The sequence below is a fragment of the Pseudomonas sp. PDM20 genome (assembly GCF_014852575.3).
In the GTDB taxonomy this organism is placed as follows: domain Bacteria; phylum Pseudomonadota; class Gammaproteobacteria; order Pseudomonadales; family Pseudomonadaceae; genus Pseudomonas.
Map to the genome: position 1 here is coordinate 3906114 of NZ_CM181224.1, position 19303 is coordinate 3925416.

17 protein-coding genes are annotated in these 19303 nt (G+C 66.7%); 5 read left to right on the top strand and 12 right to left on the bottom strand.

Annotation, left to right across the window (positions count from 1 at the left end):
• Positions 1–302 precede the first annotated feature (302 nt).
• Both IB261_RS17785 and speE read left to right on the top strand, forming a co-directional pair.
• Positions 303–761, top strand: coding sequence for a DUF3574 domain-containing protein (locus tag IB261_RS17785; protein WP_138214538.1), 459 nt, complete (start codon positions 303–305; stop codon positions 759–761).
• Entirely contained in the window at positions 761–1627 is an 867-nt protein-coding gene (gene speE, locus IB261_RS17790) for a polyamine aminopropyltransferase (RefSeq protein WP_081518367.1), read from the top strand. Before IB261_RS17785 ends, speE begins: the two co-directional genes overlap by 1 nt.
• On the opposite strand, the gene IB261_RS17795 is transcribed toward speE, so the two are convergent.
• The 7 genes from IB261_RS17795 to IB261_RS17825 form a co-directional block, all read right to left on the bottom strand.
• Entirely contained in the window at positions 1612–2067 is a 456-nt protein-coding gene (locus IB261_RS17795) for a DUF3574 domain-containing protein (protein ID WP_151187483.1), read from the bottom strand. The genes speE and IB261_RS17795 overlap by 16 nt on opposite strands.
• Positions 2064–3440 carry an APC family permease gene (locus IB261_RS17800; RefSeq protein ID WP_192382732.1) on the bottom strand — a complete coding sequence of 459 codons (1377 nt, stop codon included), beginning with the start codon at positions 3438–3440 and terminating at the stop codon, positions 2064–2066. The genes IB261_RS17795 and IB261_RS17800 overlap by 4 nt, the downstream gene beginning before the upstream one ends.
• A 72-nt stretch (positions 3441–3512) precedes the next feature.
• Positions 3513–5894, bottom strand: a complete 2382-nt coding sequence (locus tag IB261_RS17805) for a TonB-dependent receptor plug domain-containing protein (protein ID WP_081518370.1) — start codon at positions 5892–5894, stop codon at positions 3513–3515.
• 372 nt (positions 5895–6266) lie between these two features.
• The gene (locus tag IB261_RS17810; RefSeq protein WP_225606080.1) at positions 6267–6938 is read right to left on the bottom strand and encodes a sulfite oxidase-like oxidoreductase; all 672 of its coding nucleotides are present in this window, start codon (positions 6936–6938) and stop codon (positions 6267–6269) included.
• A 3-nt stretch (positions 6939–6941) separates the two neighbouring features.
• On the bottom strand, positions 6942–7988 hold the full coding sequence (locus IB261_RS17815; RefSeq protein WP_192382733.1) for a substrate-binding domain-containing protein: 1047 nt from the start codon (positions 7986–7988) through the stop codon (positions 6942–6944).
• Positions 7989–8015: 27 nt separating this feature from the next.
• On the bottom strand, positions 8016–9038 hold the full coding sequence (locus tag IB261_RS17820) for an ABC transporter permease (protein WP_192382734.1): 1023 nt from the start codon (positions 9036–9038) through the stop codon (positions 8016–8018).
• Positions 9039–9051: 13 nt separating this feature from the next.
• Positions 9052–10584: a sugar ABC transporter ATP-binding protein gene (locus tag IB261_RS17825; protein WP_192382735.1), complete on the bottom strand. Its 1533-nt coding sequence runs from the start codon at positions 10582–10584 to the stop codon at positions 9052–9054.
• 253 nt (positions 10585–10837) lie between these two features.
• Here IB261_RS17825 and yghU point away from each other — a divergent pair, with 253 nt between their 5' ends.
• Positions 10838–11674, top strand: a complete 837-nt coding sequence (gene yghU / locus IB261_RS17830) for a glutathione-dependent disulfide-bond oxidoreductase (RefSeq protein WP_151187489.1) — start codon at positions 10838–10840, stop codon at positions 11672–11674.
• A 321-nt stretch (positions 11675–11995) separates the two neighbouring features.
• On the opposite strand, the gene ycaC is transcribed toward yghU, so the two are convergent.
• Together ycaC and IB261_RS17840 are read right to left on the bottom strand one after the other, a co-directional pair.
• Positions 11996–12625, bottom strand: a complete 630-nt coding sequence (gene ycaC / locus IB261_RS17835) for an isochorismate family cysteine hydrolase YcaC (protein WP_192224483.1) — start codon at positions 12623–12625, stop codon at positions 11996–11998.
• 186 nt (positions 12626–12811) lie between these two features.
• A complete protein-coding gene (locus IB261_RS17840; RefSeq protein WP_081518376.1) occupies positions 12812–13222 on the bottom strand; it encodes a helix-turn-helix domain-containing protein in 411 nt (136 codons plus the stop codon).
• A 464-nt stretch (positions 13223–13686) separates the two neighbouring features.
• Here IB261_RS17840 and IB261_RS17845 point away from each other — a divergent pair, with 464 nt between their 5' ends.
• The gene (locus IB261_RS17845) at positions 13687–16482 is read left to right on the top strand and encodes an ATP-binding protein (RefSeq protein WP_192382736.1); all 2796 of its coding nucleotides are present in this window, start codon (positions 13687–13689) and stop codon (positions 16480–16482) included.
• Positions 16483–16724: 242 nt separating this feature from the next.
• Positions 16725–17624: an acetoacetate decarboxylase gene (locus IB261_RS17850; protein ID WP_081518378.1), complete on the top strand. Its 900-nt coding sequence runs from the start codon at positions 16725–16727 to the stop codon at positions 17622–17624.
• A gap of 9 nt (positions 17625–17633) precedes the next feature.
• On the opposite strand, the gene IB261_RS17855 is transcribed toward IB261_RS17850, so the two are convergent.
• From IB261_RS17855 to IB261_RS17865, 3 genes are all read right to left on the bottom strand, one after another.
• A complete protein-coding gene (locus IB261_RS17855; RefSeq protein ID WP_081518379.1) occupies positions 17634–18236 on the bottom strand; it encodes a hypothetical protein in 603 nt (200 codons plus the stop codon).
• 148 nt (positions 18237–18384) lie between these two features.
• Positions 18385–18636: a hypothetical protein gene (locus IB261_RS17860; protein WP_151187492.1), complete on the bottom strand. Its 252-nt coding sequence runs from the start codon at positions 18634–18636 to the stop codon at positions 18385–18387.
• A 139-nt stretch (positions 18637–18775) separates the two neighbouring features.
• Complete coding sequence (locus IB261_RS17865) at positions 18776–19228, bottom strand: universal stress protein (protein ID WP_151187493.1); 453 nt, start codon at positions 19226–19228, stop codon at positions 18776–18778.
• Between the last annotated feature and the right edge of the window lie 75 nt (positions 19229–19303).

A 19303-nucleotide genomic window follows, 5' to 3' on the forward strand; every position in this document is an offset into this window, starting at 1 on the left:
AGATGTTGTTCGCAATGCTTTCAACACTGGCGCTATAGCGAACACGCTCGAACTGAAAGCCGCTATTTCAGCAACATGGATATCTCATCCAGTGCTGAGCAAAGAACCGTAGTGAATATTGAATCTAACCAGCCCCTGAAAAAACCATTCCTGGCGCTGAAGCCCGTCCTAGAGAGCTCGCTGCCTTCTCGACAAGACTCTTAAATAAGCATATGAGAATGCTTTTTCAGTATTTAAGGAAATAACAGCCGACATCCTATAGTGGCGATCTGGTTCAACTCTCATCAGCGCAAGGAAGTCCCATGCTCCGCCATCTGCTCGCCGCCAGCCTCGCCCTGGCGCTGTTCGGCTGCGCCACCCCGCCCGCTCCTTCCGTCCATACCACCGACCCCGCGACCTCGACCCTGCAGGGCGACCCGACCCGGCCGGCGCAGGCGCAGTGGCTGCGTACCGAGTTGTACTTCGCGTTGGGCCAGGAGAGCGGCAAGGAGAAGATCAGCGAGCAGCGCTGGCGGCAGTTCCTTGACCAGGAGGTGACGCCGCGCTTCCCGGATGGCTTCACCGCCTACGACGCCTACGGCCAGTGGCGCGACCACGGCGCGCCGGAACCGGAGCGGCTGAGCACCAAGGTGATCGTGATCCTGCATGAAGACACTGCCGCGCGCGGCAAGGACATCGAGGCGATCCGCCTGGCGTGGAAGCGCATCACCGGGGACCTCTCCGTGCTGCGTCTGTCGCAACCGGCGCAGGTTTCCTTCTGATGGGCGAATTCCGCGAGTCGCTGCATGACGGTTACGCGCAGGCGCTGACCGTCGACGAGCCGATCTACCAGGGCAACACCGGCCAGCAGGAGGTGCAGGTGTTCCGCAACCGCCGGTTCGGCCGCGTGCTGACGCTGGACGGCGTGGTGCAGACCACCGAGGCGGACGAGTTCGTCTACCACGAGATGCTCGCCCATGTGCCGATCCTCGCCCATGGCGCGGTGCGCCGCGTGCTGGTGATCGGCGTGGGCGACGGCGGCATCCTGCGGGAGATCGTCCGTCACGCCGGCATCGAGGAGATAGTCGCAGTGGAGATCGACCCGCAGGTGGTCGAACTGTGCCGCGAGCTGCTGCCGCTGCATTGCGCTGGCGCGCTGGACGATCCGCGCCTGCAGCTGATCTACGCCGACGGCCTGGAGTACCTCGCGCAGAGCCGCGAGACCTTCGACCTGATCCTCTGCGATTCCACCGATCCGGGCGGCCCGGCGGCCAGCCTGTTCACCGACGCCTTCTACCGCAACTGCCAGCTGCGCCTGGGCAGCGGCGGCATCCTCGCCACGCAGAACGGCGTGCCCTTCCTCCAGCCGGAGGAACTGGGCGGTACGGCGCGGCGGCTGGCCGATACCTTCGCCGACTGGGGCTTCTTCCACGCGGCGGTGCCGACTTATATCGGCGGCAGCATGGCCTTCGGCTGGGCGTCCAACAGCGAGAAGGTGCGCCGCACCGACCTGGAAACCCTGCGCCAGCGCTTCGCGAAAAGTGGCCTGGTGACCCGCTACTACACCCCCGAGGTGCACCAGGCGGCGTTCGCCCTGCCGCGCTACATGCTCGACCTGATCGAGGCCGGGCTTCAGCGCGACAGCTGAGGGTTGTCCAGGCGCTGCGGCGTCCAGTCCGGGTCGCGGGCGCGAACCGGGCTGCTGACCTGCAGCACCGCCGTGCCGAAGCGCTGCTTGAAGTGCGCGCCGATATCCGTGAGTGCCTGGCGCGTGTAGGGGTTGTCGGCGTGGATGAGGATCAGCATCCGCGACGGCAGCTTCTCCGGCCCGCCGCTGGGGCCGCGCCACTGGCCGTGCAGGTCGAGCCAGCTCAGGCCGTCGGGGAAGCGCGGCGTCACCTCGCGGGCGAGGAAGTCTTCCCACTGCGACAGCTCCACCGCTTCCAGGTACAGCTCGGTGCGCAGCATGCGCCGGCCGCTGGCTTCACCACTGGCGCTGGCTGACGGCTCGTTGAGCCATAGCCCGACCAGAGCCGCCAGCAACACAGCCACGGCGCCATTGCGCCAGAGTGCTTTTGCACGCTTCATGCGCCCTCCTCCGGCCAGCCTTGCGTCTGTGCCGCTCGCGGGCGCAGAAGCAGCTGCAACAACGCGCCCAGTGCCAGCACGGCCACGCCGAGCAACGCGCCCCAGCCGACATAGGCGACGCTGGAATACAGCATGTACAGGCACACCGCGAGGAAGCCCAACGGCAGCCACGGGTACAGCGGGACGCGGATCGGCCGCGGCACTTCCGGGTGACGGCGGCGCAGGACGATCAGCGCCACGCTGCTCAGGCTGAGGAACAGCCAGTACACCGGGGTCATGTACTCGACCATGGTGTTGAAGCCTTGGCCACTCCAGCCGCCGACCGCAATCAGCAGCAGCGCCACCACGCCCTCGGCCAGCAGCGCGGCGCGTGGCACCCCATGGCGCACGTCCCAACGACCGAGCACCGCCAGCGCTGGAACGTCACGCGCGGCGGCGTAGGTCGTGCGGCTACCGACGATCAGCGTGGAGTTGATGCTGGTGACGGCGGACACCACCACCACCGCCATGATCAGGCCTATGCCCGGCGCACCGAAGGCCAACCCGAGCAGTTCCAGTGCCGGCGCGCCGCTGGCGGCCAGGCCATCGAAGCCCAGCCCGCGAATGAACGCCCAGTTCAGCGCCAGGTAGATCAGCAGCAAGGCGGCGAGCGCGCCGAGCATGGCGGTGAAGATGCCCCGGCGGTTGTCGCGCAGCTCCGCCGACAGCGTGGCTGCATCGCTCCAGCCACCGAAGGCGAGGAAGACGTAGATCAACGCGGCGGAGAACCCGGCAACGCCGACCTGCTCCGGCTGCACCGGCGCCACGGCGGGTGGCACGAAGCCGCGCCACTCCAGCCATAGGCCGGCGCCGAAGATGCCGAGGAAGCCCGCCGCCACCAGCGCCACCAACCCGGCCTGGGTGCCAAGGCTGACCCGCCAGCCAATCAGGTTGAGCGCCACCAGCGCGCTGACCAGCCCGCCCGCCAGCAGCACGTTGCCCAGCCGGCCGAGGCCGAGCAAGGCGCTGAAGTGGTCGGCGAAGAGGAAGGCCATCAGCGCTATCCAGCCGGTGTGCAGGATGGCGAAGCGCGACCAGGCGAACAGGAAGCCCACCCGCTGCCCGTAGGCGCGCTCGAGGAAGTGGTAGTCGCCGCCGGGATGGGCGAAGGCCGAGGCCATCTCCACGTAGCACAGCGCACCGACCATCGACAGCACGCCGCCGAGCACCCACACCAGGTAGAAATGCTCCTGGCCGACGTTGAGTGCCACGGTGGGCGCGGTTTTCAGGATGTCGCTGGTGATCACCATGCCCAGCGTCAGCAGCAGCGCGTGGACGGCGCCCAGGTGCCGGCGCGGGCCGGCTGGCCTGTCAGCGGCAAAATTGTCAGCCATGAGTCGGCTCCGCAAAAGTAAGCGGGCCGCAAGGCGGCCCGGTCAGAACGCCAGCTACCAGAGCGACTGCCTCTAGAACGAATAGCTCGCGCGGGCGTAGTAGTACGCGCCGTTGGAGCCGATCGGCGAGAGCACGTCATACGGCAGGTTGCCGCCGTAGTTGATCTCCGAGCTGGAACGTTCCGGGTAGTTGTCGGTGAGGTTGTTGCCGCCCACCGCCAGGCTGAACTGCGGGGTGAACTTGTAGGCCACCTCGGCATCCAGCTGCCAGACCGCGCCGTAGGTCTGCTCCGGGTGGTAGCCGTCGCCGAAGTCGAACACGCGGGTGGTCTCGCCCTGTCGGGTCAGACGGCCGAGCAGGTTCCACTGCGCATCGCTCCAGGTGGTGGTGAGGATGAAGCGGTCCCTGGGCGCGGCATCGGTGAGGGTGTTGCGCTCCTCCACGCCCACCAGTGCGTCCTCGCCGATGCCGAGGTTGGAGAGCTGCTGCGGCGTGCCCTTGGTGCTGCGTACCTTGGTGTGGTTGTAGGTGTACGCGGTGGTCACGCCCAGTTGCCCGCCAACGAAGGGCTGGTGGTAGTTGAGCACCAGCTCGGCGCCATCGGTGCGGGTGTCGGCGGCGTTGGTGAAGAAGTTCACGTCATGCACGCCGGCCACGCCGAAGTTGTCCTGGATGAACTGCTCCATGGCGTCGCTGCCGATGCGCTGGGACAGGGTGATGCGGTCATCGACGTCGATGCGGAACACGTCGAAGGACAGGTCGAAGCGCTCGTTCAGCTGCGCGGTCAGGCCCAGGCTGAAGTTCTTCGAGGTCTCCGGGTCGAGCTTCTCGGCGCCCAGCGCGCGGGCGATCGGGTCGTTCACCGAGAGCACACGGATGTCGGTGAGCGTGCCGCCGTCGCCGAAGTTGCTGGTGGTGTTCTGGAAGCCCACCTGGGCCAGCGAGGGCGCGCGGAAGTTGGTGGAGGCCGCCCCGCGCAGGGCCAGCACCGGGGTCAGCTGATAGCGCCCGCTGAGCTTGCCGGTGAGCTTGCTGCCGGCGTCGTCGTAGCGTTCCCAGCGCGCGGCGGCGTCGACGAAGAACTTGTCGGTGAGATCGCCCGACAGGTCCACGTAGGTGCCGAAGACGTTGCGATCGATGTCCACCTCTTCGCTCGGGCGCAGGCCGTTGGCGCCGTCCGCGCCAACGCCGTAGTAGGAGGCTTCGTCGCCGGCGGTGGTGATGTAGTTTTCGTAGCGGTACTCGCCACCGACCGCGAGCACGAAGGGTCGCCCGGCGAGGCTCAGCTCGCGGCTGAGGTCGAGGTTGGCGACGCTCTGGCGCAGCTCGTAGTCGCCGGTATCGAAGCGCGTTGGCGTGTCCTCGCCGAGCGATGCGTTGAGGGTGCGCCGGGTCGAGGATTCGAAACGGTTGCGGCCGTGGGTGACGCTGGCGTCGTAGTCCCAGGTGTCGGCGATCAGACCCTTGTAGCCGAGGGTGGCGGAAAGATCGGTGTTGTCGCCCAGGGACTGCGGCAGGTAGCCGTTGGGGTAGATCTCCGGGTGCTCGTCCGGGTAGCGGTAGAACTCCGCGCCAGTGGTGTGGCGCTCGTTGTACAGGCCGAAGGAGTAGAGCTTGCCGCCGCCCAGCGCGAGGTCGCCGTTGAACCAGGCATTGACGTCGCGCGCCAGGCCATCGCCCATCACGTAGTTGCGCTGACCGGGGGTATCGGCGAAGCCGTCGTAGCCGGCGCGGTTGGTCGGCTCGCGGTTGATGAACTCGGCGCCGCCACGGACGAAGCCGTCTTCGCCCAGGCGCGTGCCGGCCTTGGCGGCGGTGTAGGAGTTCTGCCCGTCGGTGGTGGTCTTGTCGATCGCGTCCTGGTGGGTGTGGTAGGCGCCGTAGCTGGTGGTCACCTCGCCGCCTTCGGGAGCGTCGTCGAGGATGATGTTGATCACCCCTGCGATGGCGTCGGAGCCATACTGCGCGCCGGCGCCGTCACGCAGCACTTCGATGCGCTTGATGGCGCTGATGGGGATCGAGTTGAAGTCCACCGGCGCGGTGCCACGGCCGATCTTCGAGGAATCATTGACCAGCGCCGAGGTGTGCTGGCGCTTGCCATTGATCAGCACCAGCACCTGGTCCGGGCTCATGCCGCGCAGTTGGGCGGCGCGCACATGGTCGGCGCCGCCGGAGTTGGACTGCCGTGGGAAGTTGAAGGACGGCAGCAGCGTCGCCAGGGCCTGGCCCAGCTCGCCGCCGACAGCGCCGGTGGACTTGAGGTCCTGCGCGGTGAGCACGTCCACCGGCACCGGGGAATCCAGCAGGGTGCGGTTGTTGCCGCGGGTGCCGGTGACCAGCACGGTTTCGAGTTTGGTGGTGGCCTCGGAGGTCGACGGGGTTTCGTCGGCGTGCGCGGCAGACTGGGCGATGACCGAGGCCACCGCAACGGCAATGAGGGAACGGGATAACACGCGAAGTACTCCTGTCTCGCTTAAAGAGCGCCACTCGCCGTTGGCGGCGAGTCCGGAACTCCGCTGATGTGTTTTTCTGATGGGCTCGAGCGGTTGGTGTCGGAAGTCCGGAAACCGCGAGCGACTGTTCCCCTCAGGATGGAGAAAACAGTGCTCGGGAAAGCGCTCCAGGTGTCACGGCCGGTCTCTCTTCGTGATGAGCGAAAAGGCGCGGCTCTCGGTATCGCCGGTCATCCCTGACCAGATGGGGAAGGCGTCATCCTAGCTAGTGGCAGAGTGCTTTCAAACGAATAAAAAATGCTTTGTTTATAACTGGTTACGGTGTTCGCCGAGCAACAGCTCAAAGTGTTTGCCCAGCAACAGCGACGCCCGTCAATCAAAGGCCTTGCGCTGCCATTCGTCCTCGGGAATATCCAGCGCCTCGCCGGAAAAACGCTCTTCGCGGAACGGATCAGCCTCGTTGTGGAAGCCATTGCGCTCCCAGAATCCGAGGCGGTCGCTGTCGCTGAATGCCAGCTCGCGCAGCCACTTCGCACTCTTCCAGAAATAGCGCCCGGCGATCACCAGCCGCAGCGGCCAGCCGTGCACCGGGGTCAGCGGCTCGCCGGCGTAATGCGTGGCGAGCAGGCTGTCAGGGCGCAACAGGTCCTCCAGCGGCAGGTTGGTCTCGTAGTCATGGTCGGCGTAGGCCATGACGAACTGCCCGGCCGGTTCCACGCCGTAGTGCGCGAGCAGGTCAGACAGGTGCACGCCGCGCCACGCGGTGTCGAACTTGGACCAGCGCGTGACGCAATGGATATCGCAGACCAGCTCGCGCTGCGGCAGCGCCAGCAGGTCGTCCAGGCTCAGTTCCAGCGCTTTGGTCAGTGCCCCGGACAGGCGCAGGCGCCAGGTCGCGCGGTCGTATTCGGGTACCTCGCCTTCGTGGAGGATCGGGAAGCGCTCGGTCAGCACCTGACCCGGAGGCAGGCGCTCGCCATAACGCGGGTCGCCAGCCGGCGAGCGCGCCCTCTTCAGGCGCCGGGCCTTGTCGTGCAGGCTCATGCTTCAGTTCGCCAGCGGAATCCACGGCGCCTGCGCCACCTTCTGCGCCTCGCCGAAGGCGGGCACCTTGCGCGCCAGGTCACGGACGTTCTTCACGTCGAGGTCGAGCAATTGCTGGCGGGTGATCAGGGTCGGCGGCACCAGAACCTGCTCGCCGGGATTCTCCCCGGCGATGCGCAGCGCCAGGCTGCGCACGCTGATGGCGCCGGCCACTTCCGGGTTGACCGCGGCGGTGGCGCTCCAGGCGCTGCCCTGCTCCTTCATGATCTGGATATCGGCAGTGGAAATATCGGCGCTGTAGATTTTCACCTGCTTACCCAGCCCGGCTTCGTCCACGGCGATCTTCACGCCCTTGGCGAACTCGTCGAAGGGCGCGAAGAACACAGTGATGTCCGGGTTGGCGCGCAGCACCGCGCTGGCCTGGTCGGCCACCGAGTTGGCGATCGGCGCGTTGAGCGTGCCGAAGCTCGCCTTCTCGACGATGCCGGGGTTCTCGGCCTTCACCTGGCGCCAGATTTCGTCGCGACGCTCCATCGGGGTGAAGCCGTCGATGTACACGTAGCCGGCGTCGAACTGGTTGCCGTTGTCCTGCAGCACCTGCTTGAGCGCCAGGCGCGCCAGCTCACGGTGGTCCTGCTCGACGCGGGTGATGCGCGGGTCGTTCACGTCGACGTCGAAGGTCACCACCTTGATGCCCTTGGCCAGTGCCTTGTCGATGGAGTCCTTGAGCGTTTCGGCGAGACCGAGCTGGACGATGATGCCGTCCACGCCCAGGTCGATGGCCTGCTCCAGCATCTCGCGCTGGGTGGCCGCCTGCTGGCGCGCGTCGAACACTCGCAGCTTCACGTCCAGCGCGTTGGCCTGCTTCTCGACGCCACGCAGATAGGCCTCGGGGAAGTCGCCGGAGAACAGGTAGCCGACCAGGGCGATCTGCACGCCGCCCTTGTCGAAGGGTGCGGGCGCACCGGGTAGCCCGGCGGCGACGGCGCTGGCTGCGCCGGACAACAACAGCCCGGCGGCGAACAGCGCGCGCAGAGGGGTGAATTTCATCCGTTGAATCTCCGAATAAGGTGACGATCAGCGCCCGCGCCGGGCCAGACCGAAAGTGAACATCAGGGCCGAGACCAGCACGGCGCCCTTGACGAAATCCTGGGCGTAATACGGCGCGTTGAGCATGGTCAGGCCATTGAGCAGGGTCGCGACCAGCACCGCGCCCACCAGGGTTCCGAAGGCGTTGGGCTTCTGCGCGCCGAGCACGGCGAAACCGATCAGCGCAGCGCCAAGGGCATCGAGCACCAGCCCGTTGCCGGAGCTGACGTCTCCACGTCCGAGGCGCGCTGCCAGCAGCAATCCGCCCAGTGAAGCGAGCAGCGCCGAGAGCACGTAGGCGAGCAGCTTGTAGCGCTCCACCGCCGCACCGGCGAGGCGTGCGGCCTGCTCGTTGCCGCCGATGGCGTAGAACAGCCGGCCCGGCCGCGTGCGCTCGAGGAACAGCCAGACCAGCAACGCGCAGCCGAGCATGATCACCACGGGCACCGGCACGCGGTCCCACAACTGCGCGCGGCCGAGGGCGATGAACCAGCCGGCAAAGGCGCCCGGCGCTTCGTCACCGTTGGGCAGGGTCATACCGACGGCGATGGAGCGGCCGCCGGTGGGGATCAGTTGCACGCCGACTACCAGGAACATGCTGCCAAGGGTCGCGAGAATATCCGGCACGCGCATGCGCACGATCAGCCAGCCATTGAGCAGCCCCACCAGGGTGCCGAGGCCTAGGCTGATGAAGATCGCCGCGAGCGGGCCCCAGTCCAGCACCACCATCACATAGCTGGCGGTCATCAGGCTCAGCGCGGCGACCGCACCGATGGACAGGTCCAGCCCGCCCACGGCCATGCTCAGGGTCACACCCAGCGCGAGCAGCGCGACGATGGACACCGACTGCAGCACCAGGAACAGGTTGCCGACCCGCAGGAAGGCCGGCTCCAGCAGCGCGAACACCAGCACCAACAGGGCCAGCAGCAAGAGCAGCGCGTAGTGGATGAGGAAGTCGAGCAAGCGTGCGACGGGCGACGTCGCTGGGCTGCCCACGGCAGTTCTGGACACGCACGGCTCCTTTCTAGATACGCGCAGTTTCCTGGCGTGAAGGGTTGGATGGGGTGAAATGGGCGACGATTTCGCTGCGTTGCAGGTTGTGCCGGGGCAGCTCGGCGACCACCGCGCCGTCGCTCACGACGAGGATGCGGTCAGCGATTTCCAGGGCTTCGTCCGGGTCGCTGCAGATCACCAGCGTGGCGCGGCCGGTGGCGCTGGCGCGGATGCGCTGGCCGATGTCGCGGCGGGCGCGCACGTCGACGCCCTGGAAGGGCTCGTCGAGGATCAGCACGCGGCCCTGCCCCAGCAGCCAGCGGGCGAGGATGACCTTCTGCTGGTTGCCGCCGGAGAGCAGTTCGAGCGGATGCTCGGGGCCGGGCCCCTTGATGCCGAGCGCTTCGATCTGCTCGGCGACTTTGGCGCGCTCGGCCGTGCGATCGATGAAGCCGAAGCGCGTAAAACTGCACAGGAACGGCAATGTCATGCTGGCTCGCACCGAGAAGCCCGGTACCCGCGAGTTGCGCGCGCGGTCCTCGGCGGCGAAGAACACGCCGGCGGCAATCGCTTCGCGCGGCGTGCGGGGCAGCCAGTCGCGGCCATCCAGGCGGATCGATCCGGCGTGATGGCGGCGCAGGCCGAACAGCACTTCGGCGATCTCGCTCTTGCCGGCGCCGAGCAGGCCGGTCAGGGCGACCACTTCGCCTTCGTGCAGGTCCAGGTCGAATGCTGCGCTGTGAGCTTCCAGCTGCCAGTCGCGCAGGGACAGCACCGTCTCGCCGCGCTCCAGGGGCTGCAACTGCACTGCACCCAGCGCGGCGCCGAGCATGGATTCCACGGCGGCGCCGAGATCCAGCGGTGCACTGAACTCGCCCACCAGGCGGCCGTCACGCAGGACCAGCGCGCGGTCCGCCACGCGCTGCAGGTCCGACAGCCGATGGGAGATGTAGAGGATCGCCACGCCGCGTTCGCGCAGGTGGTCGATGAGATGGAACAGACGCTCGGCCTCGACGGTCGACAGCGATGCAGTGGGCTCGTCGAGAATCAGCAGGCGCGGTTTCAGCGCGAGCGCGCGGGACAGGATCACCAGTTGCCGTTCGGCGGTGCCGAGGGTTTCGATGGGCGCTTGCAGTGGCAGGTGCAGTTGCAGGCCGGCGGCGATTTCAGCTGCGCGCCTGAGCGCCTCGCGCGGACGGAAGATCAGGGAACCGGAGGCGCCGCAGAATTCGTCCAGCAGGAGGTTTTCGGCGACGCTCAGGCCGGGCACCACACCCTGCTCCACCTGCTGATGCACGGCAACTATGCCGTGGCGACGGGCGTCGTGGGGCGAGGTGAAATGAACCTCATGGCCGTCGATCAGCAACTGCCCGGCGTCGTGGCCATGGGAGCCGGCGATGATCTTCACCAGCGTCGACTTGCCCGCACCGTTGGCGCCGAGCAGGGCAAGGACCTCGCCGGGGCGAATTTCCAGGCCCAGATCGACCAGCACGCGGTTTTCGGCAAAGGACTTGCCGACACCTTCGAGGCGGAGGAACGGGACGGAAACAGGTTGGACGGACATCGGGCTCTCGATACGACGCGGCAGAGCGAAAGCGCCGTTTCAGAGCTTCGCCGTTGGACTGAGCGGCGATTCTTTTATAATCTCAAACCATGCATCAACTAATTTTTAATATCGTTTATGCATATGCTAACAACCGGCTGCGCATGCACAGGCGTACTGTTCGCCCAGCAACAGCCGCCCGAAAAACGGCTGACGCAACGCAGACCCGGCGGTTAGCATCCATGGCATTCAACCCACAAGGTGAGAACTCACGATGGCGAACGATACCTACACTCCACCCCGCGTCTGGACCTGGGACAAGGGCAACGGCGGCGCCTTCGCCAGCATCAACCGGCCCATCGCCGGCCCGACCCACGACAAGGAACTGCCGCGCGGCAAGCACCCGCTGCAGCTGTATTCGCTGGCTACGCCCAATGGCGTGAAAGTCACCATCCTCCTGGAGGAACTGCTGGAGCTGGGCGTGAGCGCCGCCGAGTACGACGCCTGGCTGATCAAGATCGGCGACGGCGACCAGTTCGGCAGCGGCTTCGTCGAGATCAACCCGAACTCGAAGATCCCCGCCCTGCTGGACACCAGCGTCGAGCCGGCGCTGCGCATTTTCGAATCCGGCTCGATCCTGGTGTACCTCGCGGAGAAGTTCGGCCACTTCCTGCCCAGGGACCTGGCCAAGCGCACCGAAACGCTGAACTGGCTGTTCTGGCAGATGGGCAGCGCGCCCTTCCTCGGCGGCGGCTTCGGCCACTTCTACGCCTACGCGCCGGAGAAGTACGAGTACCCGATCAACCGCTACGCCATGGAGGTCAAGCGCCAGCTCGACGTGCTCGACCGCCAGCTCGCCGAGAACCGCTACATCGCTGGCGACGAATACAGCATCGCCGACATGGCGATCTGGCCCTGGTACGGCGCACTGCTGAACAACCAGGTGTACGAGGCGGCTGAATTCCTCGACGTGGAAAGCTACACCCATGTGCGCCGCTGGACCGACGAGATCGCCGCTCGCCCGGCGGTGCAGCGTGGCCGCCGGGTCAACCGCACCTGGGGCGACGACGCCCTGCCGGAACGACACAGCGCGGAGGATTTCACCCGCTGATGCCCGCGATCCGCTAAAGGGATACACCCCGTAGGGCGCATAACCCGGAACGGGTTATCCGCCGATGCCACATCGGCGGATAACGCTGGCGCGTTATCCGCCCTACGATGCTCTGCCACCCTCCCCCGGCAAACGCTTGCGTAGGATGGGTGGAGCCTGCGATACCCTCGCTGTTTTCGGTGCACAGGAGCGATGGGTATCGCTGCGCTCCACACCATCCTACGTTGGTACTCCGCGGTGATTTGACGTGCAGATGGATCTCTGAAAAAGCAAAAACCGGAGCCCCTTTCGAGGCTCCGGTTTTTTCATTTCAGCGTGCGATTACTTGCCAGCAGTCAGGGTGCTGTAGGCAGTGATCAGGTTGCGGTAATCCGGGATGTGGTTGGAGCACAGTGCAGCCAGGCCTTCGATGTCGTTGCGCCAGTCGCGGTGCAGCTCACAGGCTACGCCGAACCAGGTCATCAGCTGGGCGCCAGCCGCTTCCATCCGGCGCCAGGCGGCGTCGCGGGTCATCTCGTTGAAGGTGCCGGACGCATCCGCCACCACGAAGACGTCAAAGCCTTCCGCCAGGGCCGACAGCGCCGGGAACGCCACGCAGACCTCGGTCACCACGCCGGCGATGATCAGCTGCTTCTTGCCAGTGGCCTTCACCGCTTTCACGAAGTCCTCGTTGTCCCAGGCGTTGATCTGGCCAGGGCGGGCGATGTACGGCGCGTCCGGGAACTGTGCCTTCAGCTCGGGAACCAGCGGGCCGTTGGGGCCGGTTTCGAAGCTGGTGGTGAGGATGGTCGGCAGGTTGAAGAATTTGGCCAGGTCGCCCAGCGCCAGCACGTTGTTCTTGAACTTGTCCGGATCGATGTCGCGGACCAGCGAGAGCAGACCGGCCTGGTGGTCGACCAGCAGTACGGCGGCGTTGTCTTTGTCCAGGCGGTTGTAGGTGGGGTTGGTCATGGTGAAATCCTCGATTTGCTTTCAGTGGGTGCCGGCTGGGCCGGGAAGGTTTGGACTCGTTTGCAGTGCGTCACTGCATGGAACAAAGATTAAATTCGACACCCTTGATCCACCAGACGGCAAAAATTGCTTCTAGCGTTCCATATAAAGAACGATCTGCCGCAAAGGTGCCGCCGGGTGATCGGGCTAACCCGCGTGCCGCCAGGTGGATTCGCGCACCCCATCGAAGAAGCGTCGCTGCCAGCTCAGCGGCGTGACGCCTTCGATGCGGTAGAAGATCCGGCAGAAATGCGCCTGGTCGCAGAAGCCGCATTGCAGGCCGATCTCCGCCAGCGGGAAGGTCGATTCACGCATCAGTTGCTTGGCCTTCTCCACCCGCTGGATTCGCATCCAGGCCTGGGGCGAATGGCCGGTGGTGACCTTGAACTTGCGGGTGAAGTCGCTGCGTGACAGTGCGCAGGCGGCGGCCAGGTCGCTGACCGTGATGCCGCTGTCCAGATGCTTGAGCAGCAGCGCCTGGGCACGCTCCTTCTGCCAGGGGGCCAGGTCGCGCTTGGGGGCGTCCACTGGAATCTGGCTGATGAGTCTCTGAAGCATGCTGGTCTCTCCCCTGCGGTCTGCGAACCATTCTTTGTGGGTGCAGGGGTACCGGCGAGTTAAAGCTGGTTAAACCGCATTAATCCGCAGCAGAACAAAAGCAGCGGTTCGACGCTCGCGAGCAAAGGTTTCCAGGGGCCGCCCTGTCGCTCCCCCCCCCCCGTGGAAGTACCTGTGATCAGCCGCCGGGCCTCGCGCAGCGGGGCCTGTAGGGCAAAACGCGTTGCGCCGGGCTGGTCTCGTTGGGCAGCGGGGCAGCTGGCCCGGCGTTAATCGTTATTAAGCCCGCCGGCAGAACGCCACGCCCGGCGCAGGATGGCTCAACGCCGAGCCGTCGTTTACCCTGACTACCGTTCACAGAAGAATGGCCAATCGACCGCAGAGTCGATGGACCTGTGCCACCGGGGCTGACGCCCGGGCCGGCACGCAATCTGCCCCCAGCGTGCGAAAGCGACTACCAGACGATGACTCCCGAGCCCGCGGCCACGGTCGAAACCGTGCTTCATTTCGGCCCTTACCAGATCTATCCCGCATCCCGCGTGATCCTCGAAGCCGGCCGCCCGCTGCGCCTGGGGCAACGCGCGCTGGACATCCTGCTGGCACTGCTGGAGCGCGCCGGCCAGGTGGTCAGCAAGCGCGAGCTGCTGGCCCGCGCCTGGCCCGGCCAGGACATCGACGAAGGCAACCTGCGGGTCCACATGACCGCCCTACGCAAGGCGCTGGGCGACGGCCAGAACGGTCGGCGCTTCATCGTCACGGTCGCCCTGCGCGGCTACAGCTTCGTCGAGCCACTGACGGCGTCGGCGCAGGCGACGCCCGCCCCCAATGACAGCCAGTCGGCGGATCACAACCTGCCGCCCCGGCGCAACCGCCTGCTGGGCCGCGAGGCCGAACTGGAGCGCCTGGTCGCCGAGCTGCCGCGACGTCGCTGCGTCAGCCTGGTGGGCTGTGGCGGCATCGGCAAGACCAGCCTCGCCCTGCAGGCCGCGGAGCGTTTCATCGGCCGGTATCCCCACGGCATCCGCATGCTCGACCTCACCCCACTGCAGGATGCGCGGCCGCTGAACAGCACGCTTGCCGGCGCGCTGGGCATTCCGGGACTGGCCGGCGAATCGCTGGAACATCTCTGCCGCCAGGTCGCCGACCGGCAGATGCTGCTGCTCATCGACAACTGCGAGCACCTGATCGAGGCGGCCGCGCACCTGGTCGAGTGCCTGCTGCGCCACGCGCCGCAGATCCACATCCTCGCCACCAGCCGCGAGAGCCTGCGCGCCACCGGCGAATACATCCTGCCGCTACGGCCGCTCGGATGCCCGCCGGCGCAGGTCGGCAGCGTCGAGGACGCCCTCGCCTACCCCGCCGTCGCACTGCTCATCGAGCGGACCAAGGAGACCCACGAGGACTTCGAATTCCGCCCCGAAGACCTCCCCCGCGTCGGCGAAATCTGCCGACGCCTGGAGGGCATTCCGCTGGCGCTGGAACTGGCCGCCGGCCACCTGGGCCAAGCCGACGGCGGCATCGACGCGCTGCTGCAGGACGGCTACCTGGACCTGCCGCTGCAGTCCGATGAATCGCCCAGCCGCCACGAACACCTGCGCGCGATGCTCGACTGGAGCTACACACTGCTGCGCCCTGCGGAGCAATACTGCCTGCGTCGCCTGAGCGTGTTCCGCGGCAGCTTCACCCTGGACTCCATCGCCGCCGTCCTCGGCCAGCCGGCGGACCTGGGTGCGGCTTTCGTGCTGGTGAACCAGCTGACCGCCAAGTCGCTGCTGACCACCGAGATTCGCAGCGACGAAGTCACCTACCGGTTGCTCGAACCGACCCGCCTGCATGCGCTGGAGAAACTCCAGGCCGCCGGCGAGCTGCACGAGGCCCGCGAACGCCACCTGCAGCTGTGCCAGAGCGCGATGCAGGCCGCGCAGAACGACTGGGAAAGGTCCGCCTCGCTGGGCTGGCTCAAGCAACATTCACCATGGCTCGCCGAGGTTCGCGCGGCCCTCGACTGGGGGCTGCACGCGGAGGTCCGGCACACCCAGGCCATTCACCTCGCGGCCTGCTCGGCGCCGCTCTGGCAGGAGCTGTCACTGCTGCACGAATACGGCTCCTATGTGAGCGCGGCACTCGGCCTGCTCAGCGCCGAATCCGCTTCATCGTTGCCACTGGCCATGCGCCTGGAACTGGCGCTGGGCAACACGACCTACCACGACGTGCGCAACAGCCAGGCGGACGAAGCCTTCCAGAACGCCCGCTACCTCGCCCAGCAGATCGGCGACCTCAACGGTGAACTCACCGCGCTGTCCGGCGGCCTGGCCGTGCTGCTGTGGGCCGGCCAGTACCAGCAGGCGGCCGAGCAGAGCCGGCACTTCGACCGGCTGAGCGATGGCCAGGGCGAAATGCTTGCCACCAGCGCCCTGCGCCTGAAGGTGCTGGCGCTGCATTATTCGGGCAACCAAGTACGCGCCCAGGCCGTCGGCGATGAAGTGCTGCGGCGTCTGGAGGAGCAGCGCCGGGCCAACCGCTTCGCCCCTTGCCTGGGCGTGCAGTACGACCAGCAGGTTGCCTCCCTGGCGACACAAGCGCGTACGCTCTGGTTACGCGGTTTTCCCGAGCAGGCAGAGCGCATGGCGACACAGGCCATCGAGCTGGCCTGCGAGATCGACCACAGCGCCTCCATCGCCTACAGCCTTGCGGTGGCCGGCTGCGTCATCGCCTTCTACAACGGCGAGTTCGACAAGGCCCGCAGCCGCGTGCGGCAGATGATCGAGGTTGCCGAGCGCCACCGCGTGCCGTTGTTCACCGACTGGGCACGGCACTATGCGTGGGCCATGCAACTCGATGAAACAGCCAGCGCCACGGCACCCGCCGTCGGCCTGGTGCGCGACATCGTGCAGACCCTCGGCGGTCGCCCCCTGCCTGCCGATCAGGCCCAGCTGATGCGCGCACGCACCGGCGCGGCCGGCTGGTGCGCACCGGAAATCCTGCGCAACGAAGCGGTCGCCCTGCTGGCGCGCGGCGACCGCGAATCCCTGCTCGGCGGCGAAACCCTGCTGACCCGCGCCCTGACGCTGGCACAGGAGCAAGGCGCACAGGCCTGGGAACTGCGATCGGCCACCGGCCTGGCGCAGCTGTGGAGCGCGCAGGGCAAACAGCAGGCCGCGCGGCAACTGCTGGAGCCGGTCTACCAGCGCTTTACCGAGGGATTCGACTCACCGGACCAGCGCAGAGCACGGCAATGCCTTGAGGCCTGCGCCCACTGACGACGTGCCTGTAGGAGCGCGCCATGCGCGCGATCGCGGGCATGGCGCGCTCCTACAATGGAACGTCCATGCCAGCCAGTGAAGCAGACGCGCGCTATCTGTCTGTGCCCCCGATACGCAACCCACCGGCCCCGCAGCAACCCGCTTGACATTAAAGTTAACTTTAAACTTAGGGTAAGCCCATCCGCCGCCCGGCTCGTAACACTGGGCGGCTCCCACCAGTGTCAAGCAGAGGTCAGCAGATGAAGGCGCGGTTCAAGGAAGTCGAGTTCGGCACCCAGAGCGTTGAAGTGATCGAGGGCGGCTATTACGACCGCTACCGGATGAACCCGGACCTGAACGAGGTGGCGAAGGACCCCGCCGCCGGCAACATCGACTACTTCCGGCGCATTCCCAAGCAGATGGTCGCCTCGCGCGTCGGGCAAACCTGGGCGCCGAATTTCTACTACCGCACCAGCAGCATCCAGCTGCTGTTCCTGGCGCCCATCGACCGCCTGCGCGCCACACTGCCGGTGCCGCTGGAACCGCTGCGCGCCCTGCCCGGCCAGGGGCTGGTGGCGCTGACCTTCTTCTCCTACTCGGTGTGCGACAACGACCCGTACGATGAAGTCTCGGTCGCCATCGTCATCCGCAGGCCGGGCGCCAGGGGCAGCCATGCCCTGGAACTGTTCGACGCCGTGCGCCGCCGCAGCTTCGTCGCCCATGTGCTGGCCCTGCCGGTTTCCACCGAGATCGCGCGGGTGCGCGGCGTGCATGGCTACCAGTTGCCGAAATGGCGCACCGGTATCGAAGTGAAGATCGGCAGCGAAGTGTCGGCCAGCATCCAGGGGCCCGACGGCAAAGCCGACCTCGTCCTGCAGGCGCCGCTGCCGGCGCTGGAGATCGCCACCCCGCAATCGCGCCTGGGCACTGCCACCATGGTCCATCAGGTCGATGGCCGCTGGCACCAGACGCGCGTGCAGAGCAACACCCTCGCCTACGCGCAGAAGCTGCTGCCCGGCAACGTCCGGCTTGCCCGCAACGGCGGGCCGCTGAGCCAGTTGCTCGATGGCCTGGGCGCGGCGCGCATCCTGCGCCTGGACGTGGTCAAGGATGCGCAGATCGTGCTCCACCTGCCCTCGCCGCTGGAGAGCCAGCCCTGAACGGACGCCCTACTGCGGCTGGACGCTGACGGCGACGGCGGAGGTCACCCGCATCACCAGTTGGCGGCCGAGGTACTCGGGCTTCATCACCACGTCGGGGCGGACCTTGACCGTGTGCTGGCTGCCGTCGGCGAACTGCAGGGTGGCAGTGCGCTTGGCGGTGTCCATGGATTTGACGGTGGCGGTGATTTCCACCGTGTCGGCCGCGAGCATGCCCGGCTTGCTGCCCGGCTGCGCCGTAGCCAGCAGCCCGGCGCCGCCGCTGCCGGTTTCCTGGCCCGGCTCGCGCAGGAAGACGAGGCGCTCCAGCGCAACGATGGCGCGGACCTTGTCACCCACCTTGAGCTGGTCGAAGTTGCGCATCTCCGGCGGCGCCTGGAGGGTGCGGCTGTTGCCGTGGTCATCCTTGAGGGTGAAGGTCCGCTTGCTGCGATCGATGGCAGTGACGCTGGCCTGCATCTCCTCCGTCTCGGTCATCGCGCCGCCCGGCACACCCTTGGCAACCGACTCGGTGCTGTCGTACTGGTAACTCAGCTCATCGTTCTTCTGGCTCTGGCAGCCGACCAGCACGCCAGCGGCGAGGGACAGGCAGATCCAACGGGACACACTCATCAGGCGACTCCTTGCGTCAGGGTGTTTGCGTTCGGGGTTTGCGGGCAAGTACGGGAACACGCATGTCGCTCCTTCATGGCTGCGTGGCTACACCGAGCGTAGCAGCCGCCCGGCCATCCACCGTGCGGCACTTCGCGCTCTGGCGCTTTCAGTACTTGATGTCCCGCGCGGTCTCACGCCCCTGCTGCTTGGTCTGGCGTTTGTCCTGCCGACACTGGGCGTTGTACTGCTGGTCCGCGGCACGGCAGTTCTGCTTGGTCTGGCGCGCATCCTGGCGGGTTTCCTGGCGCACATCCCGCGCCTGGCGGCGCTGGCTGCCCTGCTCGGTGGCCCAGGCGGTCCCAACCGAGGCGAAGAGGAAGGTCGCCGCGAGCATCGCGGTGAACAGGGAACGGGTCATGGCAGCACCTCCTGTCGCGCAGGGATCGGGACTATCCAGTACAGCCGATTTCCCGGGGGCTTGCCGGGGACGGCGAAGGCTTCGCCGCACTGGACGACGAAAGGCAATGCCGGCTACCCGCAGCCGGCCCCAGCCGCGCCTACTGATCGCGTACCAGCAGCACCGGGCGCTTGCTCGACTGCAGCACGCCTTCGGCCACGCTGCCCAGCATCAGACGATGCACACCACGGCGGCTGTGGGTGCCCATGACGATGGCGTCGGCCTTGACGGCATCGGCCTCGGACTCGATGCGGTCAGCCACTTCCTCACCGGTGGTCTCCATCGTGACGCGCTGGTAAGTAGCGGGTACGGCGTACTCGCCGACCACCTCCCGCGCCTTGCTCAGGATGTCGTCGGCAGCTTTGAGCGCGGCGGCCTGCAGCGCCTCGGCGTCATAGTACTTGGCGTAATAAGGCAGGTGTCCCAGCGGACGGTCGACGATGGTGATGACGTGCAGTTCACCGCCACTCATGCGGACCAGCCGTGCGCCTTCGGCCAGGGCTCGGAACGAAACGGGGCTGCCGTCGACGGCGGCCAGTACGTGCTCGTACATGCTGTGCTCCTCGTTGTTTGGGCAGTTCGACCTTAACTGCCCGGGCCAGGAACGCCCTTGTGCCGTGTCAATGTA

What these genes read in the sequence shown, in the direction of transcription:
- IB261_RS17795 (WP_151187483.1), bottom strand. Translation starts at nt 2,067, where the DNA reads ATGAAGCGTGCAAAAGCACTCTGGCGCAATGGCGCCGTGGCTGTGTTG.
- IB261_RS17850 (WP_081518378.1), top strand. Translation starts at nt 16,725, where the DNA reads ATGAAGGCGCGGTTCAAGGAAGTCGAGTTCGGCACCCAGAGCGTTGAA.
- ycaC (WP_192224483.1), bottom strand. Translation starts at nt 12,625, where the DNA reads ATGACCAACCCCACCTACAACCGCCTGGACAAAGACAACGCCGCCGTA.
- IB261_RS17845 (WP_192382736.1), top strand. Translation starts at nt 13,687, where the DNA reads ATGACTCCCGAGCCCGCGGCCACGGTCGAAACCGTGCTTCATTTCGGC.
- IB261_RS17840 (WP_081518376.1), bottom strand. Translation starts at nt 13,222, where the DNA reads ATGCTTCAGAGACTCATCAGCCAGATTCCAGTGGACGCCCCCAAGCGC.
- speE (WP_081518367.1), top strand. Translation starts at nt 761, where the DNA reads ATGGGCGAATTCCGCGAGTCGCTGCATGACGGTTACGCGCAGGCGCTG.
- yghU (WP_151187489.1), top strand. Translation starts at nt 10,838, where the DNA reads ATGGCGAACGATACCTACACTCCACCCCGCGTCTGGACCTGGGACAAG.
- IB261_RS17855 (WP_081518379.1), bottom strand. Translation starts at nt 18,236, where the DNA reads ATGAGTGTGTCCCGTTGGATCTGCCTGTCCCTCGCCGCTGGCGTGCTG.
- IB261_RS17865 (WP_151187493.1), bottom strand. Translation starts at nt 19,228, where the DNA reads ATGTACGAGCACGTACTGGCCGCCGTCGACGGCAGCCCCGTTTCGTTC.
- IB261_RS17860 (WP_151187492.1), bottom strand. Translation starts at nt 18,636, where the DNA reads ATGACCCGTTCCCTGTTCACCGCGATGCTCGCGGCGACCTTCCTCTTC.
- IB261_RS17810 (WP_225606080.1), bottom strand. Translation starts at nt 6,938, where the DNA reads ATGAGCCTGCACGACAAGGCCCGGCGCCTGAAGAGGGCGCGCTCGCCG.
- IB261_RS17800 (WP_192382732.1), bottom strand. Translation starts at nt 3,440, where the DNA reads ATGGCTGACAATTTTGCCGCTGACAGGCCAGCCGGCCCGCGCCGGCAC.
- IB261_RS17785 (WP_138214538.1), top strand. Translation starts at nt 303, where the DNA reads ATGCTCCGCCATCTGCTCGCCGCCAGCCTCGCCCTGGCGCTGTTCGGC.
- IB261_RS17825 (WP_192382735.1), bottom strand. Translation starts at nt 10,584, where the DNA reads ATGTCCGTCCAACCTGTTTCCGTCCCGTTCCTCCGCCTCGAAGGTGTC.
- IB261_RS17815 (WP_192382733.1), bottom strand. Translation starts at nt 7,988, where the DNA reads ATGAAATTCACCCCTCTGCGCGCGCTGTTCGCCGCCGGGCTGTTGTTG.